Here is an 18,102-nt window from a genome sequence, read left to right on the forward strand (position 1 = left end):
TTTTATTATAAAACTTATAAATCACTCCCCAATGGAGTGATTTTTGCTTGGTTCTATTATTTAATTTTAAAATAAACTATTATGTCATTAAACATTATCGACCTTATTAAAGGACAACTGGGTCCTGCTGTAGTTTCGCAAACAGCGTCCCAATTGGGAGAGAGTGAATCCGGAATTTCGAAAGCGGTCAGCGGCTTCTTGCCTGCAATAGTGGGCGGAATTGCTAACAATGCAGGGAAACCCGGTATTCTGGATGCGCTGACCGGTACGAATTCCAGCAGCCTTTTGGGAAATTTATTGGATGGAACTTCAAATAATTCGATGGTTTCAAATGTACTGCACTCCATCTTTGGAGATAAAATTGCCGCTCTGGTCAATTCAGTTGCTACCTTCGCCGGAATAAACAATTCCTCTTCCACTTCCCTGTTAAATATGGTGACAGGTGCTGCACTTGGTTCAATCGGCAAATATGCTGCGGATAATAACCTGGATGCTTCACAAACAAAAAATTTACTGGAAGACCAGAAAGGCGCAGTATCGTCGCTGCTTCCTGCCGGATTGTCTTTAGCTTCTTTAGGTTTAGGCGACTGGGGTGCAACAGAAGATCTGCGTGCAGCTGAAAACGTGAACGTTACTTCTTATGATGAGCCAAAAGTTGAAGTAACCCGGGGTGGAAATACGCATGTAAATGTAGATACTTCTGAAAACGATGGTGGAAACTCTATCTGGAAATGGCTTTTGCCACTTTTACTCCTCGCGCTTGCTGCCTGGTTCCTCTGGAGACAGTGTAATAAACCTGCAACCGAATCTACGGTGACTACAGATTCAACCGCAGTAATGTCTGACTCCAGCGCTGTTACAGCACCAGCAGATACCGCGGCAATGACAGCAACAAAAACCGATGAAGATATTGACCTGAATGGCACCAAAATCAGAGGCTATAAAGGTGGAATGGAAGATTCCATGATCGCTTTCCTGAAATCGGATTCTTACAAAAATGCACCCGATGATGCTGCCCTAAAAGACAACTGGTACACTTTCGATAAAGTAAACTTTAAAATGGGATCCGCTTCAGAGTTGGAGGCTGGCTCAATGGATCAGATGAATAATTTACTCGCCATTTTAAAGGCATATCCCGACGCGAAGATAAAAATTGGTGGCTATACTGATAAAGTGGGAAATGAGCCGAGCAATGTTAAGTTATCACAAGACCGTGCAGATTATATTAAAAAATGGCTCACCGATAACGGCGTAGGTAGCCAGATTCTTGGTGCCGAAGGGTACGGAAGTCAGTTTGCAACCGTAGCGGCTACAGCAAGTGATGCTGAAAGAGCTGCTGACCGAAAAATGGCGGTGAGATTTGCAAAATAATCCGTCTGTATAAATAAAGTCCCAACAAATTGTTGGGATTTTTTTTGCAGAAATATTGACAATTAGATATAATTATGTAATTTTGTTAGATTACTCTAACATAACAGATTTATGGGTCAGAATTTTCAGGCTAAAGGTTGGCGGAAAGAACGGAGTTCAGATTCCCTGCCTGAAGTTTTTTCAAGTATAAACATTCCCAAAAACGCCGGCTTCTGGCGTAAACTACTCGCATTCACCGGCCCGGGACTCATGGTTGCGGTCGGTTACATGGATCCCGGAAACTGGGCGACCGATATTGCTGGTGGCGCGCAGTTTGGGTACACTTTGTTATCTGTAGTACTTATTTCAAATCTTTTTGCAATCGTATTACAGCATCTTTCACTTAAGTTAGGCATCGTAGCCGAGCGTGATCTGGCGCAGGCATGTAAAGATCATTTTGGCCCCAAAACCAATTTTGTGCTTTGGATCTTTTGCGAAATTGCCATCGCTGCCTGTGATCTGGCAGAAGTGATTGGGTCGGCGATCGCACTCAATTTGTTATTTGGACTGCCGTTGACCTGGGGCGTAGTCGTCACCATTGTTGATGTGTTGCTCATTCTTTTTTTACAGGCTAAAGGTTTCCGCGTGATTGAAAGTATTGTGGCAGGATTGATCGTGGTGATTCTCGGCTGTTTCGCCTATGAGATCATTCTCAGCAAACCCGACATTTTCCCGATCTTGGCAGGACTCGTTCCACAGAAAGAGGTCGTAACCAATCCCGCCATGCTCTACATCGGGATCGGAATCCTTGGAGCTACAGTTATGCCACACAATCTCTATCTGCACAGCAGCATCGTGCAGACCAGAAACTATGAGCGAACTGCCGCCGGCAAAAAAGAAGCTATCAAGTTTGCCACACTCGACAGCAGTATTTCACTTTTCCTGGCCTTTTTCATTAATGCCGCTATATTAATAGTAGCTGCTGCTACCTTTCACACCACGGGAAATCAGGACATCGCTGATATTCATGATGCGCACGAAATGCTAACTCCGCTTTTAGGCACAACATTCGCAAGTATTGTCTTTGCAGTTGCACTGTTGGCATCCGGTCAGAACTCTACTTTGACCGGAACTCTCGCCGGCCAGATCGTGATGGAAGGTTTTCTTAATATCCGTTTAAAACCGTGGCTCCGGCGTTTGATCACGCGCTCAATTGCCGTAATTCCCGCCTTGATCGTGACCATCATTTATGGTGAAAAGGGCACCACTGACCTTTTGGTTTTTAGTCAGGTCATACTTTCCATGCAGCTGAGTTTCGCCGTAGTACCACTTGTGATGTTTACCGGGTCAAAACTGAAGATGGGCGAATTTGCCAATAAACTGTGGCTGAAAATAACGGTTTGGATTATCGCCTTTATCATTATCCTGCTCAATCTCTTTTTACTGGCCGAAACAATTTTTTAATCATTTAAAAAATTCAGTGTCGAAATATCTTTTCCACGTGATAGTTCTGCCGAATTGTCCTTAAAATTTCTTTGGCAGAATCTTTGCGAAATGCTTGGTACTAAAAATAAATATTATGTCAGAAAATCACGATATACCGGACGATATTATGGATGCGCAGGACGGGAACGCCGAAAACACAGCTAACGAGGAAACACAAAATGTCACTTCTGAAGCCAATCCGCAGGAACTTTTGGCAGAAGAAAAAGACCGCTATATCCGGCTTTTTGCGGAGTTCGAAAACTATAAGAAACGGACGACCAAAGAAAGAATGGAATATTTCCAGACTTCAAACCAGGATATGATGATCTCTATGCTTGGCATTTTAGATGACTTTGAGCGTGCTTTAAAAGAGATTGCCAAAAACGGCAACGAGGCTGACCTGCAGGGTGTTGAACTGATTTATCAAAAATTTAAAAATAAACTCACGGAAAAAGGTTTAAATTCTATGGAAGTGAACCCCGGCGATGACTTCAATGTAGATTTCCACGAAGCGATCACCCAGATCCCTGCTCCGTCGCCGGAACTAAAGGGAAAAATTGTAGATGTGATCGAAACCGGTTATATCCTGTACGACAGAGTGATCCGTTTTGCAAAAGTGGTGACCGGGAATTAAAAAACAGCAGCATTGAGCAGTAAATGTCAGCACTTTTTTAGCTGTAGATTTTTCTGCTCATTTCTTATTTACTTATAAAATTAAGATGTCAAAAAGAGATTATTACGAAGTTTTAGAAATCACCCGAACAGCGTCGGCCGAAGAAATAAAAAAAGCCTACCGAAAGATGGCGCTGAAACATCACCCCGACAAAAATCCGGGCGATAAAACCGCAGAAGAAAAATTTAAAGAAGCGGCAGAAGCCTATGAAGTCCTCAGCGACGGCAATAAAAAAGCAAGGTACGACCAATACGGTCACGCGGGTTTAGGCGGTGCCGCAGGTGGTTTCGGTGGCGGCGGATTCGGCGGCGGAATGAATATGGAAGATATTTTCAGTCAGTTTGGCGATATTTTCGGTGGTCATTTTGGCGGCGGCGGTTTTGGCGGCGGCTCTCAGAGACAACAGCTGCGCGGCAGTAACCTTCGCGTGCGCATCAAGTTAAATCTTGAGGAAATGGTGAATGGTACACAGAAAACCATTAAAGTTAAAAAGATGAAACTGGCGCCTGGCGCTACCGCCAAAACATGTTCTACCTGTGGTGGGAGCGGTGTGCAGATGAAAGTAATGAACACCATGTTCGGGCAGATGCAGACACAGACACAATGTGGAACCTGCGGCGGTGCTGGAAAGATTGCTGATAAAATCCCTGCGGGAGCGAATTCCCAGGGCTTAATAAAAGAGGACGAAGAGGTGACAATTAATATTCCGGCCGGAGCGCGTGAAGGTATTCAGCTTAATGTGCGCGGAAAGGGAAATGATGCACCTTTTGGCGGCAATCCCGGCGACTTGCTTGTGGTGGTTGAAGAAGAAGTTGATGCCACGATAAAACGCGAGGGCGACAATCTGCATCAGGAACTGTACGTATCTTTCGCAGAAGCTGCACTCGGAACCCAAAAGGAAATTCCTACAGTTGGTGGAAAAGTAAAAATTAAAGTAGACGCCGGCACACAGTCCGGTAAGATCCTGCGACTTTCGGGCAAAGGTTTACCAAGCATCGATAATTACGGCAAAGGTGATATGTTCGTTCATATCAATGTATGGACACCGCAGCGGCTTTCACAGGAACAAAAAGAATTCTTCGAAAAACAGATCGCAAACGGCGAAATGATGGCCGAACCTTCAGGAAAAGAAAAAACATTTTTTGATAAGGTCCGCGACCTTTTTAATTAATCAGATCAAAGAGACTTTCCGAAGTCTCTTTTTTTATTTAAAGCATATCAAAGGAGACTTTTGCGATTGCCTTTGGCATAAAGTTAACCCGATTTTTAACATGAAGAAAAAACTTTTCGGTTGTCGATTTTGGTTAATGAGCACGCTTGGTTTAATCGCCGCTTCATGTTCTTCAAAATACCGAACCACAGAAAAAGAAGGCGCGCAAAAATATTACAACTTAAAATACGGCGCACACAAACAGCAGCGAATGGATGTTTTTCTTCCAGCGTCCTACGCGCCGGAAAATCCTGCGTGGTCATCGTACACGTGGCGGCTGGAAGTTTAGCAATTTCGAAAAGCAATGAACTTTCCCGCAGCTGGAATTCGAAACCGGATAATTATGGTTTTTTAGGTGAAATTGCGGGCGGACATTTAGCGCTTCTGTACAACCATTACCATCCGGAAGAAATTGAAAAGCTTATTTCGCTCAGTGGACCGACCTATTTCTCTTCTGAAAAATATCAGAAAAGCCCCTGTTTTAAAAGGACGTATGGCATAACTCGAAAAATAGTCGGCAATACTTTCGATAATAATCCGGCAGCTTTCAAACAGGCAAATCCGATCACACACTTTTCGCAAATTCCAACCTTACTATTTCAGCGCCACCGCGGTTTTCTGGTAAATAAAAAACAGGGACCTGCGTTGGAATTTGCACTGATGGCAAAAAAAATTCCTCATAAACTGATTTTTATGAAGAATTCCGGACATGTGACGAGATTTGTAAAGCGCAATCGCGAACAGATTATCTTTCTTAATATTTTATCATTTATACAAAAGAAATACTAACGGACTCTTTCCTCGCGCTTTTTCCCAAAAAAGAATTTAATGAGGATAGGTGCAGTCGTCAAAATCACGATCACCAGAATAATCATTTCAAGATGTTTCTTCAGATCGATACCGAACTGGTCTACAAAAAGTTTATCCAGGTAATGACCGGCAAAGATTAAAATAAAAGACCAGAGAAATGCACCGATCACATTATCAATAAGAAACCGTTTTTTATCCATTTTAACAATTCCCGCCACAATCGGTGTAAAAGTACGCACGATCGGTAAAAATCGCGCCATGATTACGGCTAAGGCACCATGGTCTTCGAAAAAATCATGTGCCTGGAAAAGATATTTTTTCTTAAACAAAAATGAATCTTCCTTTTTGTACAGCGCCGGACCGGCTTTTAAACCAAACCAGTAACCGACCTCGTTTCCGATAATTGCCGCTACTGCAACTGTTGTTGCCAAAATGGTGGTATCTAAAAAATCACTTCCTGTGGAGCCGAAAGTTTCGCGGATAATTTCTACTGCATAAATTCCCGAAACAAAAAGCAGACTGTCACCGGGCAGAAAAAACCCTACGAACAAACCTGTCTCGGCAAAAATAATAAACAAAATGAGCCAGAAACCGCCCATTTTAATATAAAATTCTGGATTGAGTAAATCCTTCCAACTTTCAAAATGCTCCATATTTGCAAATATAACAAAAGCCCTCTTTTTAAAAAATCATTGAGTTGTTAAAGTTTGCCAATAGTTACAGCGCCCAGTCATCGGTTTCTGCAGCGTTTCCATCCGCCATGAGGAATGCTTTTAGAAAAGGGGTAAGGTCACCGTTCATCACTCCATCAACATCTGAAGTTTCGTAGCCTGAGCGCACATCCTTCACCAGTTTGTAAGGGTGCATCACGTAATTCCGGATCTGGCTTCCCCACTCGATTTTCATCTTGCCGGCTTCAATTTCGGTCCGCGCTTTCATTCTTTCTTCCAGCTCCATCTCATAAAGTCGTGAGCGCAGTAGCTGCATTGCTTTTTCTTTATTTTGAAGCTGTGAGCGCGATTCGGAATTCTCGATAATAATTCCCGTAGGCGCGTGTCGCAAACGAACCGCGGTTTCCACTTTATTCACGTTTTGTCCGCCCGCACCGCTGGAACGCATGGTTTCAAAGGAAATATCCGCAGGATTAATGTTGATTTCGATGGTATCATCAACCAAAGGATACACGTAAACCGACACGAAACTCGTGTGCCGTTTTGCATTGGAGTCGAATGGGGAAATGCGCACCAGCCTGTGTACACCATTCTCGCCGCGCAGATAACCAAATGCGAATTCGCCGTCAATCTCAAGTGTTACTGTTTTTACACCCGCAACATCACCTTCCTGAAAATTCAGTTCCCGCAATTTGTAGCCCTGATTTTCTGCCCACATGGTGTACATCCGCATCAGCATGGCTGCCCAGTCACAGGATTCTGTCCCGCCCGCTCCGGCAGTGATCTGCAGGACCGCGGAAAGTTCGTCGCCTTCATTCGAAAGCATGTTCTTAAATTCCAGATCTTCAATCCTTTTGATCAGTTCGGGAAAAGCCTTTTCCAGTTCCTGATCTGAATCCGGATCCTCTTTTGCAAATTCCGTCAGTACCTGGATATCTTCAAAGCGTGAAAAAATTTCCTCATAATCACTCACCCACTTTTTTTTGGATCGCAGCTGTTTCATAAAAAGTTCCGCATCCTTTGGCTTATCCCAGAATTCAGGCGAAAGGGTTTTCTCTTCGTCGTTGGAAACCTCTATTTTTTTCTTTTCGATCTGAAGAAATTTATATAAGTCGGCAATGCGGCTCTGCGCATTTTTTAATTGGTCACTGTTAATCATACTCCCGCAAAAATACAGAAAATTTCTACTTTTTTCTTCAAGGGAGCGGGCATTTAAGAATAGGAAAAAGAAAAACCGGAAATCGTATGATCTCCGGTCTGTTTGTCTTTAATGATGAATGTGGTAATTACGCATAGATTTCTGTGTAATACTCGTCAGCCATACGGTCGCTGTTGAACTGAACTTTCACATCATCCATCGCGTTTTGCTGGATTTTGCGCCAGTCGTTCGGGCGGTCGTAATAAGTCGGCAGGATTTCGTTCTCCAACACGTTGTAAAGATTTTCAAGGTCGAAATTATCCTGATCATAAATACTCAGATTGGCGTAGTCCGCCTGTGGTGTCACAAACCCGTTGATGCCGTTTTTAGCGAATTCCGGGATCCAGCCGTCGTCGGTAGAAAGGTTTACGGAGCCACACATCGCAGCGGTCATTCCCGAAGTACCGGACGCTTCGCGTGGAACCCGCGGATTGTTCAGCCAAAGATCAGAACCCTGTTTCAACGCCTTACTCAAAGCCAGTTCATAACCGGTAAGCACTGCCATATTTTTATAGTATTTGCTTTCTTCCACCAATGTATTGAAGGTTGAGATCGCAGAATAATCCATTGGATAAGGTTTACCTGCCCAGATGATCTGCACCGGATATTTGGGATTGTTCAGCAGACGTTCAAAACGTTCCTTATCGTGCAGCAGGAGGTCTGCTCTTTTGTAGCCTGCAAATCTGCGTGCCCAGACAATCGTAAATATATTCGGATCAAAAAGATTTCCGGTCTGGTCGGCCACGATCCTAAAAGTTCTTTTCTTCAAATGCTTTTTTCTGAAGTCGAAAAGCATTCCGTCATTCTCATCCTTGGCATCATAAAGCGGCTTGTCTGCCCAATATTTAAATTCCTGCGCATTGGTGATTGATTTTATTTCGCAGATGTGCGGATATTTACTCCACATTTTTCTGGAAACCTCACCATGAAGCTGCGACACGCCATTCGCAACGCGTGCCATTCTCAGCGCACAAAGCGAGTGATTAAAACGGTCGTCATCAACACCTTCTATATTTTTCACTTCATCAATAGAAAACCCGGAAAAGTAAGACATATCATGACACATGAACAGATCGTGTTTTTCATTTCCTGCTTCTTCCGGTGTGTGTGTGGTAAAAACAAGTTTTTCTTTCACTTTTTCTTTATCACCGCCGTATTTCCTTAAAAGATAAAATGCTGCCGGGAGCGCATGTGCTTCATTTAAATGATACACATCTCTTTCGAAATTCATTACATCCAAAAGTTTTGCACCGCCTTTGCCGAGTAAAATGTACTGCGCTAATTTCGTAGATTCATTGGCGTCATATAACCGGTGACAGATTGTTTTGGAAATGTGGTCGTTTTCAGGCACATCGGTAGAAAGTAAAAACATAGGCGCAGTCTGGAAAATCTCAGGTGCGAGGTAATACACTTTTACCCAAACCGGTGCGGAATGGATCTCGATCTGGAATTTTATTCCGGTGTCTTCCAGGAAAGTATACATTTTTTTGGTCCAGGTTGGCTGCAATGTCTGGTCGTGATTTCTCGCCTGATCGTAATAGCCAAATTTCCACAAAATTCCAATTCCTATTAAATCCTGTTTAAGGTTAAAAGCACTTCTCATGTGTGATCCCGCCAGGAAACCGAGTCCGCCGGAGTAGATCTTCAAAGCCTGATCTATGGCAAATTCCATTGAAAAATAAGCGACTTTTTTTGAATATTTCGGATTGATGTCAAAAGGCATCCTAAAGTTTGTGAAGTCCATATAGAGGTCATTAAATTTAAGGTGCAAAGATACTGCTTTTGATCACCGCCAAAAACTATTTCAGGGAGTTTTCCCGATTCGTAATTCATATCATGTCTTAGTGGAAAAATACCGGAATAATATTGTCATAACCATAAAGGAGGATCCCGGCTACACCAAGAATGATGCATACAAAAACGAAATACACAAATGTCAGAAGATAACTGAGGAAAGCTGACCAAAGCGTTCGCAGGATAATATGTTTTTTATTGTGACCCTGAAAAAACTGCAAAAGCGAAAACGTGATCAAGCCCCAGACGAGCAGTAGAAAGATTCCCGAATAATGCCCGACAAAATGATTCAGAAATATGAAAAAAATGTATACCGCCAGCGACTGACCACTGAGAAAAAGAAAAATCACCACCCATTCCGGGTAATTAATTTTATACTTTCGGAATCCCAGATAAAAACCCAGCGCGGTGATCGGGAGCATCAGCAATATAGTAAAAGCCAAATGCGACGAAAGCCAGTGAACGATCTCCTTAAAAAAAGAAACTAAACCTTCCAGATCAACATAACGTGCAACTTCGGTTTTTGCAAGATTGGTCTGTATAAGCTTATCATTATCCTCAGGGGATTTTTTATGGAGAAAGTATTGAATCAGCGCACAAACAGAACCCAAAACCAGCACCAGCATAACCGGTCTGAAATGAGGTTTACGTTTACCTTCAAGATATTCCCGAATACTGTGGCCAGGGCGCGTAAAAAGCTCCTTAAGTGTAAAGATAATTCCGCCATCGATGTGAAAGATACTGTGCGGAACCTCGTGAACAAAATAATGAAAATTGATTCGGTGCGTATCGGTTTTCTGACCACACTCATGACAGAAATTCTGCTGCAGAATTAAATGCTGGCCGCAGTTTTTACAACGTTCCTCACTGTTTTTCATCGTTTTAGTTTTAAGTAAAATTAAAACTTTTCCGTAATTTCTACAATAAAAAATTCCTGATCAACAGCCAGGAATTTCATTTTTATAAAATAAACTCTTACTGAAAGTGAGGTTCTTAAATTAAAAAGCAGTGGTATCTTTAAAATAATCCGAGAGCAACTTGATTTTGCCGTTTTCAGCAAAAGCCACGACTGTGCAAATATTATTTCTGTAACTTCCTTTTCCCTTCAGATGTCCCACAGAAACCGTTTCGTAAAAAAAACGTCCTTTACCGAGATCAAATATCTCAGAGGCATTCCATTCAATATTTTCGTACTTACGGAAAATCGCCCGGAACAGCGCCAAAATTCTGCTGCCACCCTGAATTTCTTTTGCAGGCGGGATCCAGATCTTGCTGTCGTCATTAAACCATTTCTGCAGATTCTCTATTTTCAGAGAATTCAGGTCTTCCATAAATGAAGTTACTTTACATTCCATACGCATATATACGATTAAATAGGTAACTTTAGATTTAAATATCTGCTCACATGAAAGATTTATTTCTGAAAAGGTTTCTTTTTTACAAAGATCTGGGCGACAAAACGTTCTCTCAGCTTTCTGAGTCAGAGGTTTTATGGCAGTTTAACACGGAAAGTAATTCTGTAGCTACGATCGTAAAACATATTTCCGGAAACATGATCTCGCGCTGGACCAATTTCCTGACAGAGGATGGCGAAAAATCGTGGCGCAACCGCGATGCCGAGTTTGAGAATGACATTACTTCGAAAGCAGAAATGCTGGAAATCTGGGAAAAAGGCTGGCAGGTTTTGTTGGAAGCGCTAAAGCAGATCAATGAACACAATTTACAGAAGACCATTTCTATCCGCGGTGAAAAAATCCTGGTTGTTGATGCACTTTTACGGCAACTCGCACATTATCCGTATCACATCGGCCAGATCGTTTTTATCGCTAAAATGCTGAAAGATAAAAACTGGCAAACGCTTTCTATCGCGCGAAATAAATCCGGAGAATACAACGCGGAACTTTTAAAAAAAAGCATGCCCGAAGAAATACGCGGAAACTCGTCGCCGGTTTGTTTTGCAAAAAGCGATGAAGTGCGCGACGAATATAAAACGGAACTAGAATAGAGATTTTCAATTTCTTATCTTTGCAGCTTCTAAAAGTATTTCAAATTGAACTCAAGCCCCACCAAAACCGCCGCCTTTCATACACTTGGCTGTAAACTTAATTTCGCCGAAACTTCTACCATTGCCCGCCAACTCACCGGCGCCGGCTACGAAAAAGTAAGTTTTGATGAACCTGCAAATGTGTACATCATCAACACCTGCTCCGTAACAGAAAATGCTGACCGCGAATGCAAACTCCACGTAAAGCGCGCCATGAAAGCCAATCCCAATGGTCTTGTAGTCATTCTGGGCTGCTATGCGCAGTTGAAGCCTGAAGAAATTTCTGCCATCGAAGGTGTGGATATGGTTTTGGGAGCTAAGGAAAAATTCAATATTCTGAGTTATTTGGAAGATCTGGAAAAAACCGAAAACCATGGCATCATTCATTCCTGTGAAATTGATGAAGCCGACTTTTTCATCGGGAGTTATTCGATCGGCGACCGTACACGCGCTTTTCTGAAAGTTCAGGACGGCTGCGACTATAAATGTACTTATTGCACAATTCCTTTAGCCAGAGGAATTTCCCGTTCAGACACCATCGACAGCGTGGTGAAAAATGCCGGAGAGATCGCAGCGCGCGGCATAAAGGAAATAGTGCTGACGGGCGTAAATATCGGCGACTATGGCAAAGGGGAATTTGGGAACAAAAAACATGAACACACTTTTCTGGACCTCATCACAGAACTCGATAAAGTAGAAGGAATCGAAAGAATCAGGATTTCTTCTATAGAACCTAATCTTCTGAAAGACGAAAGCATTGAACTTGTAGCCAACAGCAAAAGTTTTGTGCCGCATTTCCATATTCCGCTCCAAAGCGGCAGCGACGATCTTTTAAAGAAAATGAAACGGCGCTACCTCAGTGGGCTTTACCAGAACCGAGTTGCGAAGATCCGTGAAGTGATGCCGGATGCGTGTATTGGCGTTGATGTGATTGTGGGTTTTCCCGGCGAAACGGAAGAAAAATTCCTGGAAACTTACACATTCCTGAACGAATTGCCAATCAGTTATCTGCACGTTTTCACCTACTCGGAAAGAGAAAATACAGAAGCCGCAGTAATGGACGGCGCAGTACCTGTTCAGGAAAGAAAACGCCGCAACAAAATGCTGAGAATCCTTTCTGAGAAAAAGAAAATGGCCTTTTACGCCACACAGCTTGGCAAAAAATTACCTGTACTTTGGGAACACGAAAACAGGAACGGTATCATGTTCGGTTTTACAGAAAACTACGTTCGCGTACAGAAACCTTTCGATGAAGATTCCATTAACAAAATAGAGATTTTGGAACTTACAGCTGTTCAAAATGACGGAACAGTATCTGTAAAGCCTTTGTTCGAAGAGTTTCTGGCGAAAGCTTAGTTTATTTCACTGGTTGGGCCTCGCCTAAATTCAAACTGTTGAACAGCTCAGGGAAAAATGTGACCAGCACAAAATAAAAAATAATAAGCAGCACCAATACGGAGATTACACCAATTACCACCGGTCCGGGTGTATTTTTCTTAGAAGTTTCCATAAAATTAAAGATTAAGTTATCTTGTAGCCGGAACCATTTTTATGCCATTTCGGGGCTTTTAATGATGGTAAATGTCGTCGTATTTTACACCGGCTTCAATTCTTGTTTTCAAAATATTTTCCAGTGGTACGATCGGGCAGTTATAATCATAAGCATTATAAGCGCAGTAGGGCTGATAGGATTTATTGAAATCCAGAACGATCTTGTTTCCCCCGGGAATTTTTAAGTCCATATACTTCCCGCCACCGTAGGTTTCCTTTCCGTTGGTCTCGTCACGAAAAGGCAGGAAAAGATGGTCTTCAAAACCGGTTTTCTGACTTAATGCAATATTCCGGTATACGGTTAATGTGAACGGCTGACCTTTCAGCACGAAATCCGCTTTGCCATATTCTACATAAGTGCGTGTTTTTCCGGAAGAAGTCGGCATTTCAAACGGAACAGCATTTTCAGTTTTGCGGAAATCTGCCGTGACGCGATATTGCAGATCGATCGGGAAAAACGGATGCTCCTTAAAATCTGTAAAGTTCGTTCCGCGCAGCGGTGTTTCTCTTGGATTTTTATATTCAGCGTTGAGTTCCTTCTGAAATTCCTGAATTTCCTGTACAGAATTATGTGCCGGTTTAGGTGCGCACGCCATTAACAAAGAAAAAAATGCGACAGTAACAGCGTTTCTCATTTCTTATAATATTTTTTTCGAATGGTTTCGTAATAGTTTTCGTCGCGGGAAAAATACAGCGGTTTCTCTATGAAATTCTGATCGCGGTACATTCCCAAATGCAGATATACCGGTGTCGCACTTTTTTCAGCCTTCAGTTTAAAATTATAAACATCGATAAAATCGCGTGGCGAAGTCGGCGTATGCGCAGAAACCAGCTTTTCCAGCGTAATCTTACCGTTACGGCGCACGATCCTTTTACACATGGCTTCCAGAGAATCTTCAACCAGCTCCCGCTGGAAACTTTTGGAAATATTAAAATTCCTGAATTCTGAGTAGTCCTGTTTTTCACATTTGCTGAGCAGTGTTTCGGCAAAGTTCTGCGCAACATGTTTTCGTTCCGCTGGGATTTTATTTAATGGTACCGTCGCATATCGCGAATTACAGGAGGCGAGAAGCATGGGCAGGGCAAAAAAAGCGATCTTTTTCATTTAATTTATTTTTACACGGTACACATCAGTTGCATTTCTCTTGATATTCCTTACGCAGAAACCGCCCTGTTCAGGAATTTCTTCCTTTAATGTAAATGTGGTGCAATCTTTTGGCAGGCCACTGAAAACCAATGTGAACCAAAAGTCTTTCGTTGGTGGAACCTCAGTCCAGTAAGGAAATAACGAAATGTTTTGATGGTGGATCAGTGCGCTTTTATGGGCAATAGTTTCATCGATCAGAAAAGTACTTTTCCAGATGCGGATCAGACTTCCCTCTTCAAAACTTGCCGGAAAGCAGCAGTGCACGATGACCTGCTTTTCTTCCTCCACCTTTGTCTGCAGACTCAGCAAAACGCCGGTGACAATCCGCGGCAACGCGACAGGCGGATTTTCCTCAACAAAGCAAGGATCGGATTTATGGCCTGCTATTTCTCGTTTAATATTCAAGTTCCAACATTTCTTTGGTGTAGTTCCTGATCTTTTCAGTGAGTTCGGGATTGTCGCCGAGTTTTTGTCCGTATGAAGGAATAATTTCCAGGATCTTGTCGTGCCATTCACCGTTTACTTTGTCGGGGAAACATTTTTCCAAAACCTGCAACATGGCATATGCCGCGGTAGAAGCGCCGGGTGACGCGCCAAGCAACGATGCAATAGTTCCGTTGCTGTTAACCACCACTTCGGTTCCGAATTCGAGTTTCCCGCCTTCTTTATCATCTTTTTTAATGATCTGCACACGTTGGCCGGCCACTTTCAAGGTCCAGTCCTCCTCTTTCGCATCGCGTACAAACTCACGTAAGTGCTGCATCCGCTGCGCTTTTGTCATGGCGACCTGGCGCACAAGATATTGCGTGAGCGGCAGATTGTGCCACCAGGCACCGAAAAGTGAACGTATATTTTTAAAATTAATGCTTTCCGGCAGGTCAAGATAACTTCCTTCCTTTAAAAATTTCGTCGAAAACCCTGCGAAAGGTCCGAACAGCAACGCTTTTTTACCATCGATAATCCGCAGGTCCAGGTGCGGCACGCTCATTGGTGGCGCGTCTAATCCAGCCTGCGTATAGACTTTGGCGTGATGCTGGGCTACAAGTTCCGGGTTATGGGTTACCAGCCACTCACCTGCTACCGGGAACCCACCGTAGCCGTCGCTTTCGGGAATGTCTGAACTGTCAAGCAGCGGAAGTGCATATCCGCCCGCACCGATAAAGGCAAATTTTGCCGCAACGTTTTGCGTGTGCTGATGCAGACGGTCTTTAATTTCTATATCCCACTTTCCGTCTTTGCGCAGATCAAGGTCTTTCGCTTCGTGATACAGAAAAATTTCCACACCGGAATCTTCCGATAAATAGCGGCCCATTTTTCGGGTGAGCGTTCCGAAATTTACATCGGTACCCAGATCCATTTTGGTGGCGGCCATTACCTCACTGTCCTTTCGCTTTTTCATTATTAATGGTATCCACTCGCACAGCACGCTGTGATCTGTAGTAAACTGCATTCCGCGGAAAAGCTCAGACTGCGTCATTTTCTGCTGCCGTTTTCTTAGAAACTCTACATCATCTTTCCCAAAAACCAGGCTCATGTGCGGACAGGTCGTAATGAATTCCTTAGGTGTGCTGATATATTTTTTCTTCAGCAAAAATGACCAAAACTGTTTGGAGATCTCAAACTGCTCGGCAATATTCTCAGCTTTTGAAGTATCTATCGTGCCGTCTTCTTTTTCCGGCGTATAATTGAGTTCACAGAAGGCAGAATGTCCTGTTCCTGCATTATTCCAGGCCGCAGAACTTTCGCGTGCAAACCTGCCAAGGCGTTCGAAGATCGCGATTGTTAGGGTTGGATCGAGTTCGTGCAAAAGTGTAGCAAGCGTAGTACTCATGATTCCGCCACCAATCAGTACAACATCGTATTCGGGTTTCGGAGTTCTTTTCGTCAGGAAATCGGGCATAGATTTTGGTTTTTAATTACACTTCTTATCAGATATTAAAAGTTAAACTCAGTAACGAAACCATTAACAAGAAAAACACAGCAAAAATAATCAGATGAGAATCTGCACTAATTTAGTTTTGCGGTGAGTTTTTCAAACAGTTTTTCTGCATTTTTTTCTTCGTAAAGGATTCCGTAAATCGCATCGATGATCGGCGTTTTCATTTTTTTCTCCTGCGATGTTTTATAAATTGAATCAGCGGCGTAATAACCTTCGGCAATCATGTTCATCGACTGTATGGCAGATTTTACGGTGTAGCCCTTCCCTATCAGATTACCGAGGTTTCGGTTTCTGGAGAAAAGGGAATATGCGGTAACGAGCAAATCGCCCAAATATGCACTCTCGTTTACATCGCGTGGCGTCTCATGAATATTTTCCAGGAAAAGCTCCATCTCGCGGATCGCATTGGTCACAAATACAGCTGTAAAGTTATCACCGTAACCAAGTCCACTGGCAATTCCGGCACCGATCGCATAAATATTCTTGAGGATCGCGCTGTACTCGTTTCCTAGAATATCGGCACTCGAATTTACTTTGATGAAGCGCGAGGAAAAAAGATCGTGCAGCATTTTTTGATTTTCCTTCACGGTAGCGATGGTTAGGTACGAAAGTCTTTCCATAGCGACTTCTTCTGCGTGGCATGGCCCGGCGATTACCGCCTGACTGCGGAAGCCGATCTTAAACTCATCGCGTAAATAGTGCGCTACAACATCATTTACTTTTGGAACAATTCCCTTGATTGCAGACACAAAAATCTTGCCTTTGTAGTCGCAGGTCATTTTATCCAGACTCTCGGAAAGGTAAATTGATGGCGTTGCCAGGACCACAATATCACAGGCCGAAACAAGCTCATTGATGTCGGTTGTAATTTTCAGTTTTTTAATGTTGAAATCTACAGCGGTAAGATAAGATGGATTGTGGTGGCGCAGTTCTATGGCACCTTTTACAAATTCATTCCGTACACACCAGTGAACTAAAGAGCAGTTTTCTACGAGCATTTTGACAATAGCAGTGGCGAAACTCCCACTTCCTACTACTCCAATCACGTGTCCGTCTGCCGGCTTTTTCTTATGCATAGTTTTTACTTGAATTACAAAGATACAAAAGAGAGCAAAGGAAAAAAGTGATTTGCCCTGTATAAATGAGTCGGCTGCGATTTTTAAGAAATATTAACTTTTTGGTGCAACATTTTTTCCTTTAAACTCCGTTAAAACATTCATAAAAAAAAACATGCAAATCTATTATCCTGAATTTTAGTATTTTTGCCTGCCAAAAAAAGAAAAACATTTTCAAGAATGACCCATTTTTTAAAGAATAAAAAGAAAGTAAATTTACTGTTAGGCGGTTTGGTTGCGGTAATCTTCGCACAGGCGCTGCTCCTCGGAAAAGTACTTTCCGAAAAAGACAATAAATCTTATGAAGTAAATCTGGTGCAGATCAACACGCAGAAAGACAGCATTGATTATCTGGAAATGCGCCAGAAGCTTGTGCTTGTAGATCAGACCGTACGCGAACTGAACAGTTTTCTTGCCGAAAAAAACCTGAGTGACCACCGGATCACACTTCTGGCAAAAGACAGTATTTCCAGTGCGGTATATTTGGCCAAAGAAAGCAACCGCTACAGCCAGTATCTGGTGGATCTTCAAAACAAACTTCAGGCGGTTCCCCTCGGCATCCCTACAGACGGATATATCTCCTCAAATTTTGGAAAGCGTAAAAATCCAATTCCCTTCAGGAATGTACTTTTCGCGTCTGTATCAGCACAGAAACCTGCAGCTCCCCAGCCTTTAGTAAAAGACAGCGCCGGAAATATCATTAAACCAGCTTCATCTCCGGCCGATCTTGCTGCAAAAAATGCGCCGCCTGCGGAACCTGAGCAGATTCAGTTTCATAAAGGTCTGGATATCGCCGTACCTTTCGGCACTGATGTTCGCTGTGCAGCTACAGGAACTGTGATATTCGCCGGTGTAAAAGGTGGTTACGGCAATTGTGTAATTGTTTCGCACGGTAATGGTTTGGCTACTTTATACGGACATCTGTCGCAACTTTTGGTGAAAGCAAATGATAAGGTGGAGGTGAATGATGTGATTGCAAAATCCGGCAATTCCGGCAGATCCACAGGACCTCACCTGCATTATGAAGTTCACAAAAACAACACGCCGGTGAATCCGAAACTGTTTACCAATTTGTAGTTTATAATAAAATTTTCGCTTCTCAACAGGGAGCGATT

19 protein-coding genes are annotated in these 18,102 nt (G+C 42.9%); 9 read left to right on the top strand and 10 right to left on the bottom strand.

Annotated elements, in window-relative coordinates:
- The first annotated feature begins 81 nt into the window (after positions 1-81).
- From H562_RS0104615 to H562_RS0104640, 6 genes are all read left to right on the top strand, one after another.
- Positions 82-1,371 (top strand): OmpA family protein, encoded by a 1,290-nt coding sequence (locus H562_RS0104615; RefSeq protein WP_027376434.1) that lies wholly within the window; start codon positions 82-84, stop codon positions 1,369-1,371.
- 111 nt (positions 1,372-1,482) lie between these two features.
- Positions 1,483-2,814, top strand: coding sequence for an Nramp family divalent metal transporter (locus tag H562_RS0104620; RefSeq protein WP_027376435.1), 1,332 nt, complete (start codon positions 1,483-1,485; stop codon positions 2,812-2,814).
- Positions 2,815-2,929: 115 nt separating this feature from the next.
- Positions 2,930-3,469 (top strand): nucleotide exchange factor GrpE, encoded by a 540-nt coding sequence (locus H562_RS0104625; protein WP_027376436.1) that lies wholly within the window; start codon positions 2,930-2,932, stop codon positions 3,467-3,469.
- An 85-nt stretch (positions 3,470-3,554) separates the two neighbouring features.
- Complete coding sequence (gene dnaJ, locus H562_RS0104630) at positions 3,555-4,679, top strand: molecular chaperone DnaJ (protein ID WP_027376437.1); 1,125 nt, start codon at positions 3,555-3,557, stop codon at positions 4,677-4,679.
- 100 nt (positions 4,680-4,779) lie between these two features.
- Positions 4,780-5,007 (top strand): hypothetical protein, encoded by a 228-nt coding sequence (locus H562_RS0104635; RefSeq protein ID WP_156831960.1) that lies wholly within the window; start codon positions 4,780-4,782, stop codon positions 5,005-5,007.
- On the top strand, positions 4,974-5,507 hold the full coding sequence (locus tag H562_RS0104640; protein WP_156831961.1) for an alpha/beta hydrolase family protein: 534 nt from the start codon (positions 4,974-4,976) through the stop codon (positions 5,505-5,507). The genes H562_RS0104635 and H562_RS0104640 overlap by 34 nt, the downstream gene beginning before the upstream one ends.
- On the opposite strand, the gene H562_RS0104645 is transcribed toward H562_RS0104640, so the two are convergent.
- The 5 genes from H562_RS0104645 to H562_RS0104665 form a co-directional block, all read right to left on the bottom strand.
- Complete coding sequence (locus H562_RS0104645; RefSeq protein ID WP_027376440.1) at positions 5,504-6,181, bottom strand: DedA family protein; 678 nt, start codon at positions 6,179-6,181, stop codon at positions 5,504-5,506. The two genes, H562_RS0104640 and H562_RS0104645, sit on opposite strands and share 4 nt — an antisense overlap.
- 64 nt (positions 6,182-6,245) lie before the next feature.
- On the bottom strand, positions 6,246-7,358 hold the full coding sequence (gene prfB, locus H562_RS0104650; protein ID WP_027376441.1) for a peptide chain release factor 2: 1,113 nt from the start codon (positions 7,356-7,358) through the stop codon (positions 6,246-6,248).
- A 127-nt stretch (positions 7,359-7,485) separates the two neighbouring features.
- Positions 7,486-9,141: an alpha-glucan family phosphorylase gene (glgP, locus tag H562_RS0104655; RefSeq protein WP_027376442.1), complete on the bottom strand. Its 1,656-nt coding sequence runs from the start codon at positions 9,139-9,141 to the stop codon at positions 7,486-7,488.
- Positions 9,142-9,238: 97 nt separating this feature from the next.
- Positions 9,239-10,069, bottom strand: coding sequence for a DUF3667 domain-containing protein (locus H562_RS0104660; RefSeq protein WP_027376443.1), 831 nt, complete (start codon positions 10,067-10,069; stop codon positions 9,239-9,241).
- 120 nt (positions 10,070-10,189) lie between these two features.
- Positions 10,190-10,546, bottom strand: coding sequence for a nuclear transport factor 2 family protein (locus H562_RS0104665; RefSeq protein WP_027376444.1), 357 nt, complete (start codon positions 10,544-10,546; stop codon positions 10,190-10,192).
- 50 nt (positions 10,547-10,596) lie between these two features.
- Between H562_RS0104665 and H562_RS14660 the strand changes: the two genes are divergently transcribed.
- Both H562_RS14660 and mtaB read left to right on the top strand, forming a co-directional pair.
- Positions 10,597-11,196: a DUF1572 family protein gene (locus H562_RS14660; RefSeq protein ID WP_034690662.1), complete on the top strand. Its 600-nt coding sequence runs from the start codon at positions 10,597-10,599 to the stop codon at positions 11,194-11,196.
- 45 nt (positions 11,197-11,241) lie between these two features.
- On the top strand, positions 11,242-12,591 hold the full coding sequence (mtaB, locus tag H562_RS0104675; protein ID WP_027376445.1) for a tRNA (N(6)-L-threonylcarbamoyladenosine(37)-C(2))-methylthiotransferase MtaB: 1,350 nt from the start codon (positions 11,242-11,244) through the stop codon (positions 12,589-12,591).
- A gap of 212 nt (positions 12,592-12,803) precedes the next feature.
- Here the strand turns inward: mtaB and H562_RS0104685 are convergent, their stop codons facing one another.
- The 5 genes from H562_RS0104685 to H562_RS0104705 form a co-directional block, all read right to left on the bottom strand.
- Positions 12,804-13,421, bottom strand: coding sequence for a DUF1684 domain-containing protein (locus H562_RS0104685; RefSeq protein ID WP_027376446.1), 618 nt, complete (start codon positions 13,419-13,421; stop codon positions 12,804-12,806).
- Complete coding sequence (locus tag H562_RS0104690) at positions 13,418-13,891, bottom strand: hypothetical protein (protein ID WP_027376447.1); 474 nt, start codon at positions 13,889-13,891, stop codon at positions 13,418-13,420. The genes H562_RS0104685 and H562_RS0104690 overlap by 4 nt, the downstream gene beginning before the upstream one ends.
- Complete coding sequence (locus tag H562_RS0104695; protein WP_233701974.1) at positions 13,892-14,338, bottom strand: hypothetical protein; 447 nt, start codon at positions 14,336-14,338, stop codon at positions 13,892-13,894. It abuts the gene before it with no gap.
- Complete coding sequence (mqo, locus tag H562_RS0104700; protein WP_051190395.1) at positions 14,328-15,833, bottom strand: malate dehydrogenase (quinone); 1,506 nt, start codon at positions 15,831-15,833, stop codon at positions 14,328-14,330. Before mqo ends, H562_RS0104695 begins: the two co-directional genes overlap by 11 nt.
- A gap of 107 nt (positions 15,834-15,940) precedes the next feature.
- Positions 15,941-16,948 carry an NAD(P)H-dependent glycerol-3-phosphate dehydrogenase gene (locus H562_RS0104705; protein ID WP_027376450.1) on the bottom strand — a complete coding sequence of 336 codons (1,008 nt, stop codon included), beginning with the start codon at positions 16,946-16,948 and terminating at the stop codon, positions 15,941-15,943.
- 219 nt (positions 16,949-17,167) lie between these two features.
- Between H562_RS0104705 and H562_RS0104710 the strand changes: the two genes are divergently transcribed.
- On the top strand, positions 17,168-18,064 hold the full coding sequence (locus H562_RS0104710; protein WP_027376451.1) for a M23 family metallopeptidase: 897 nt from the start codon (positions 17,168-17,170) through the stop codon (positions 18,062-18,064).
- Positions 18,065-18,102 lie beyond the last annotated feature (38 nt).

This window comes from Kaistella palustris DSM 21579 (assembly GCF_000422265.1).
Lineage (GTDB): Bacteria > Bacteroidota > Bacteroidia > Flavobacteriales > Weeksellaceae > Kaistella > Kaistella palustris.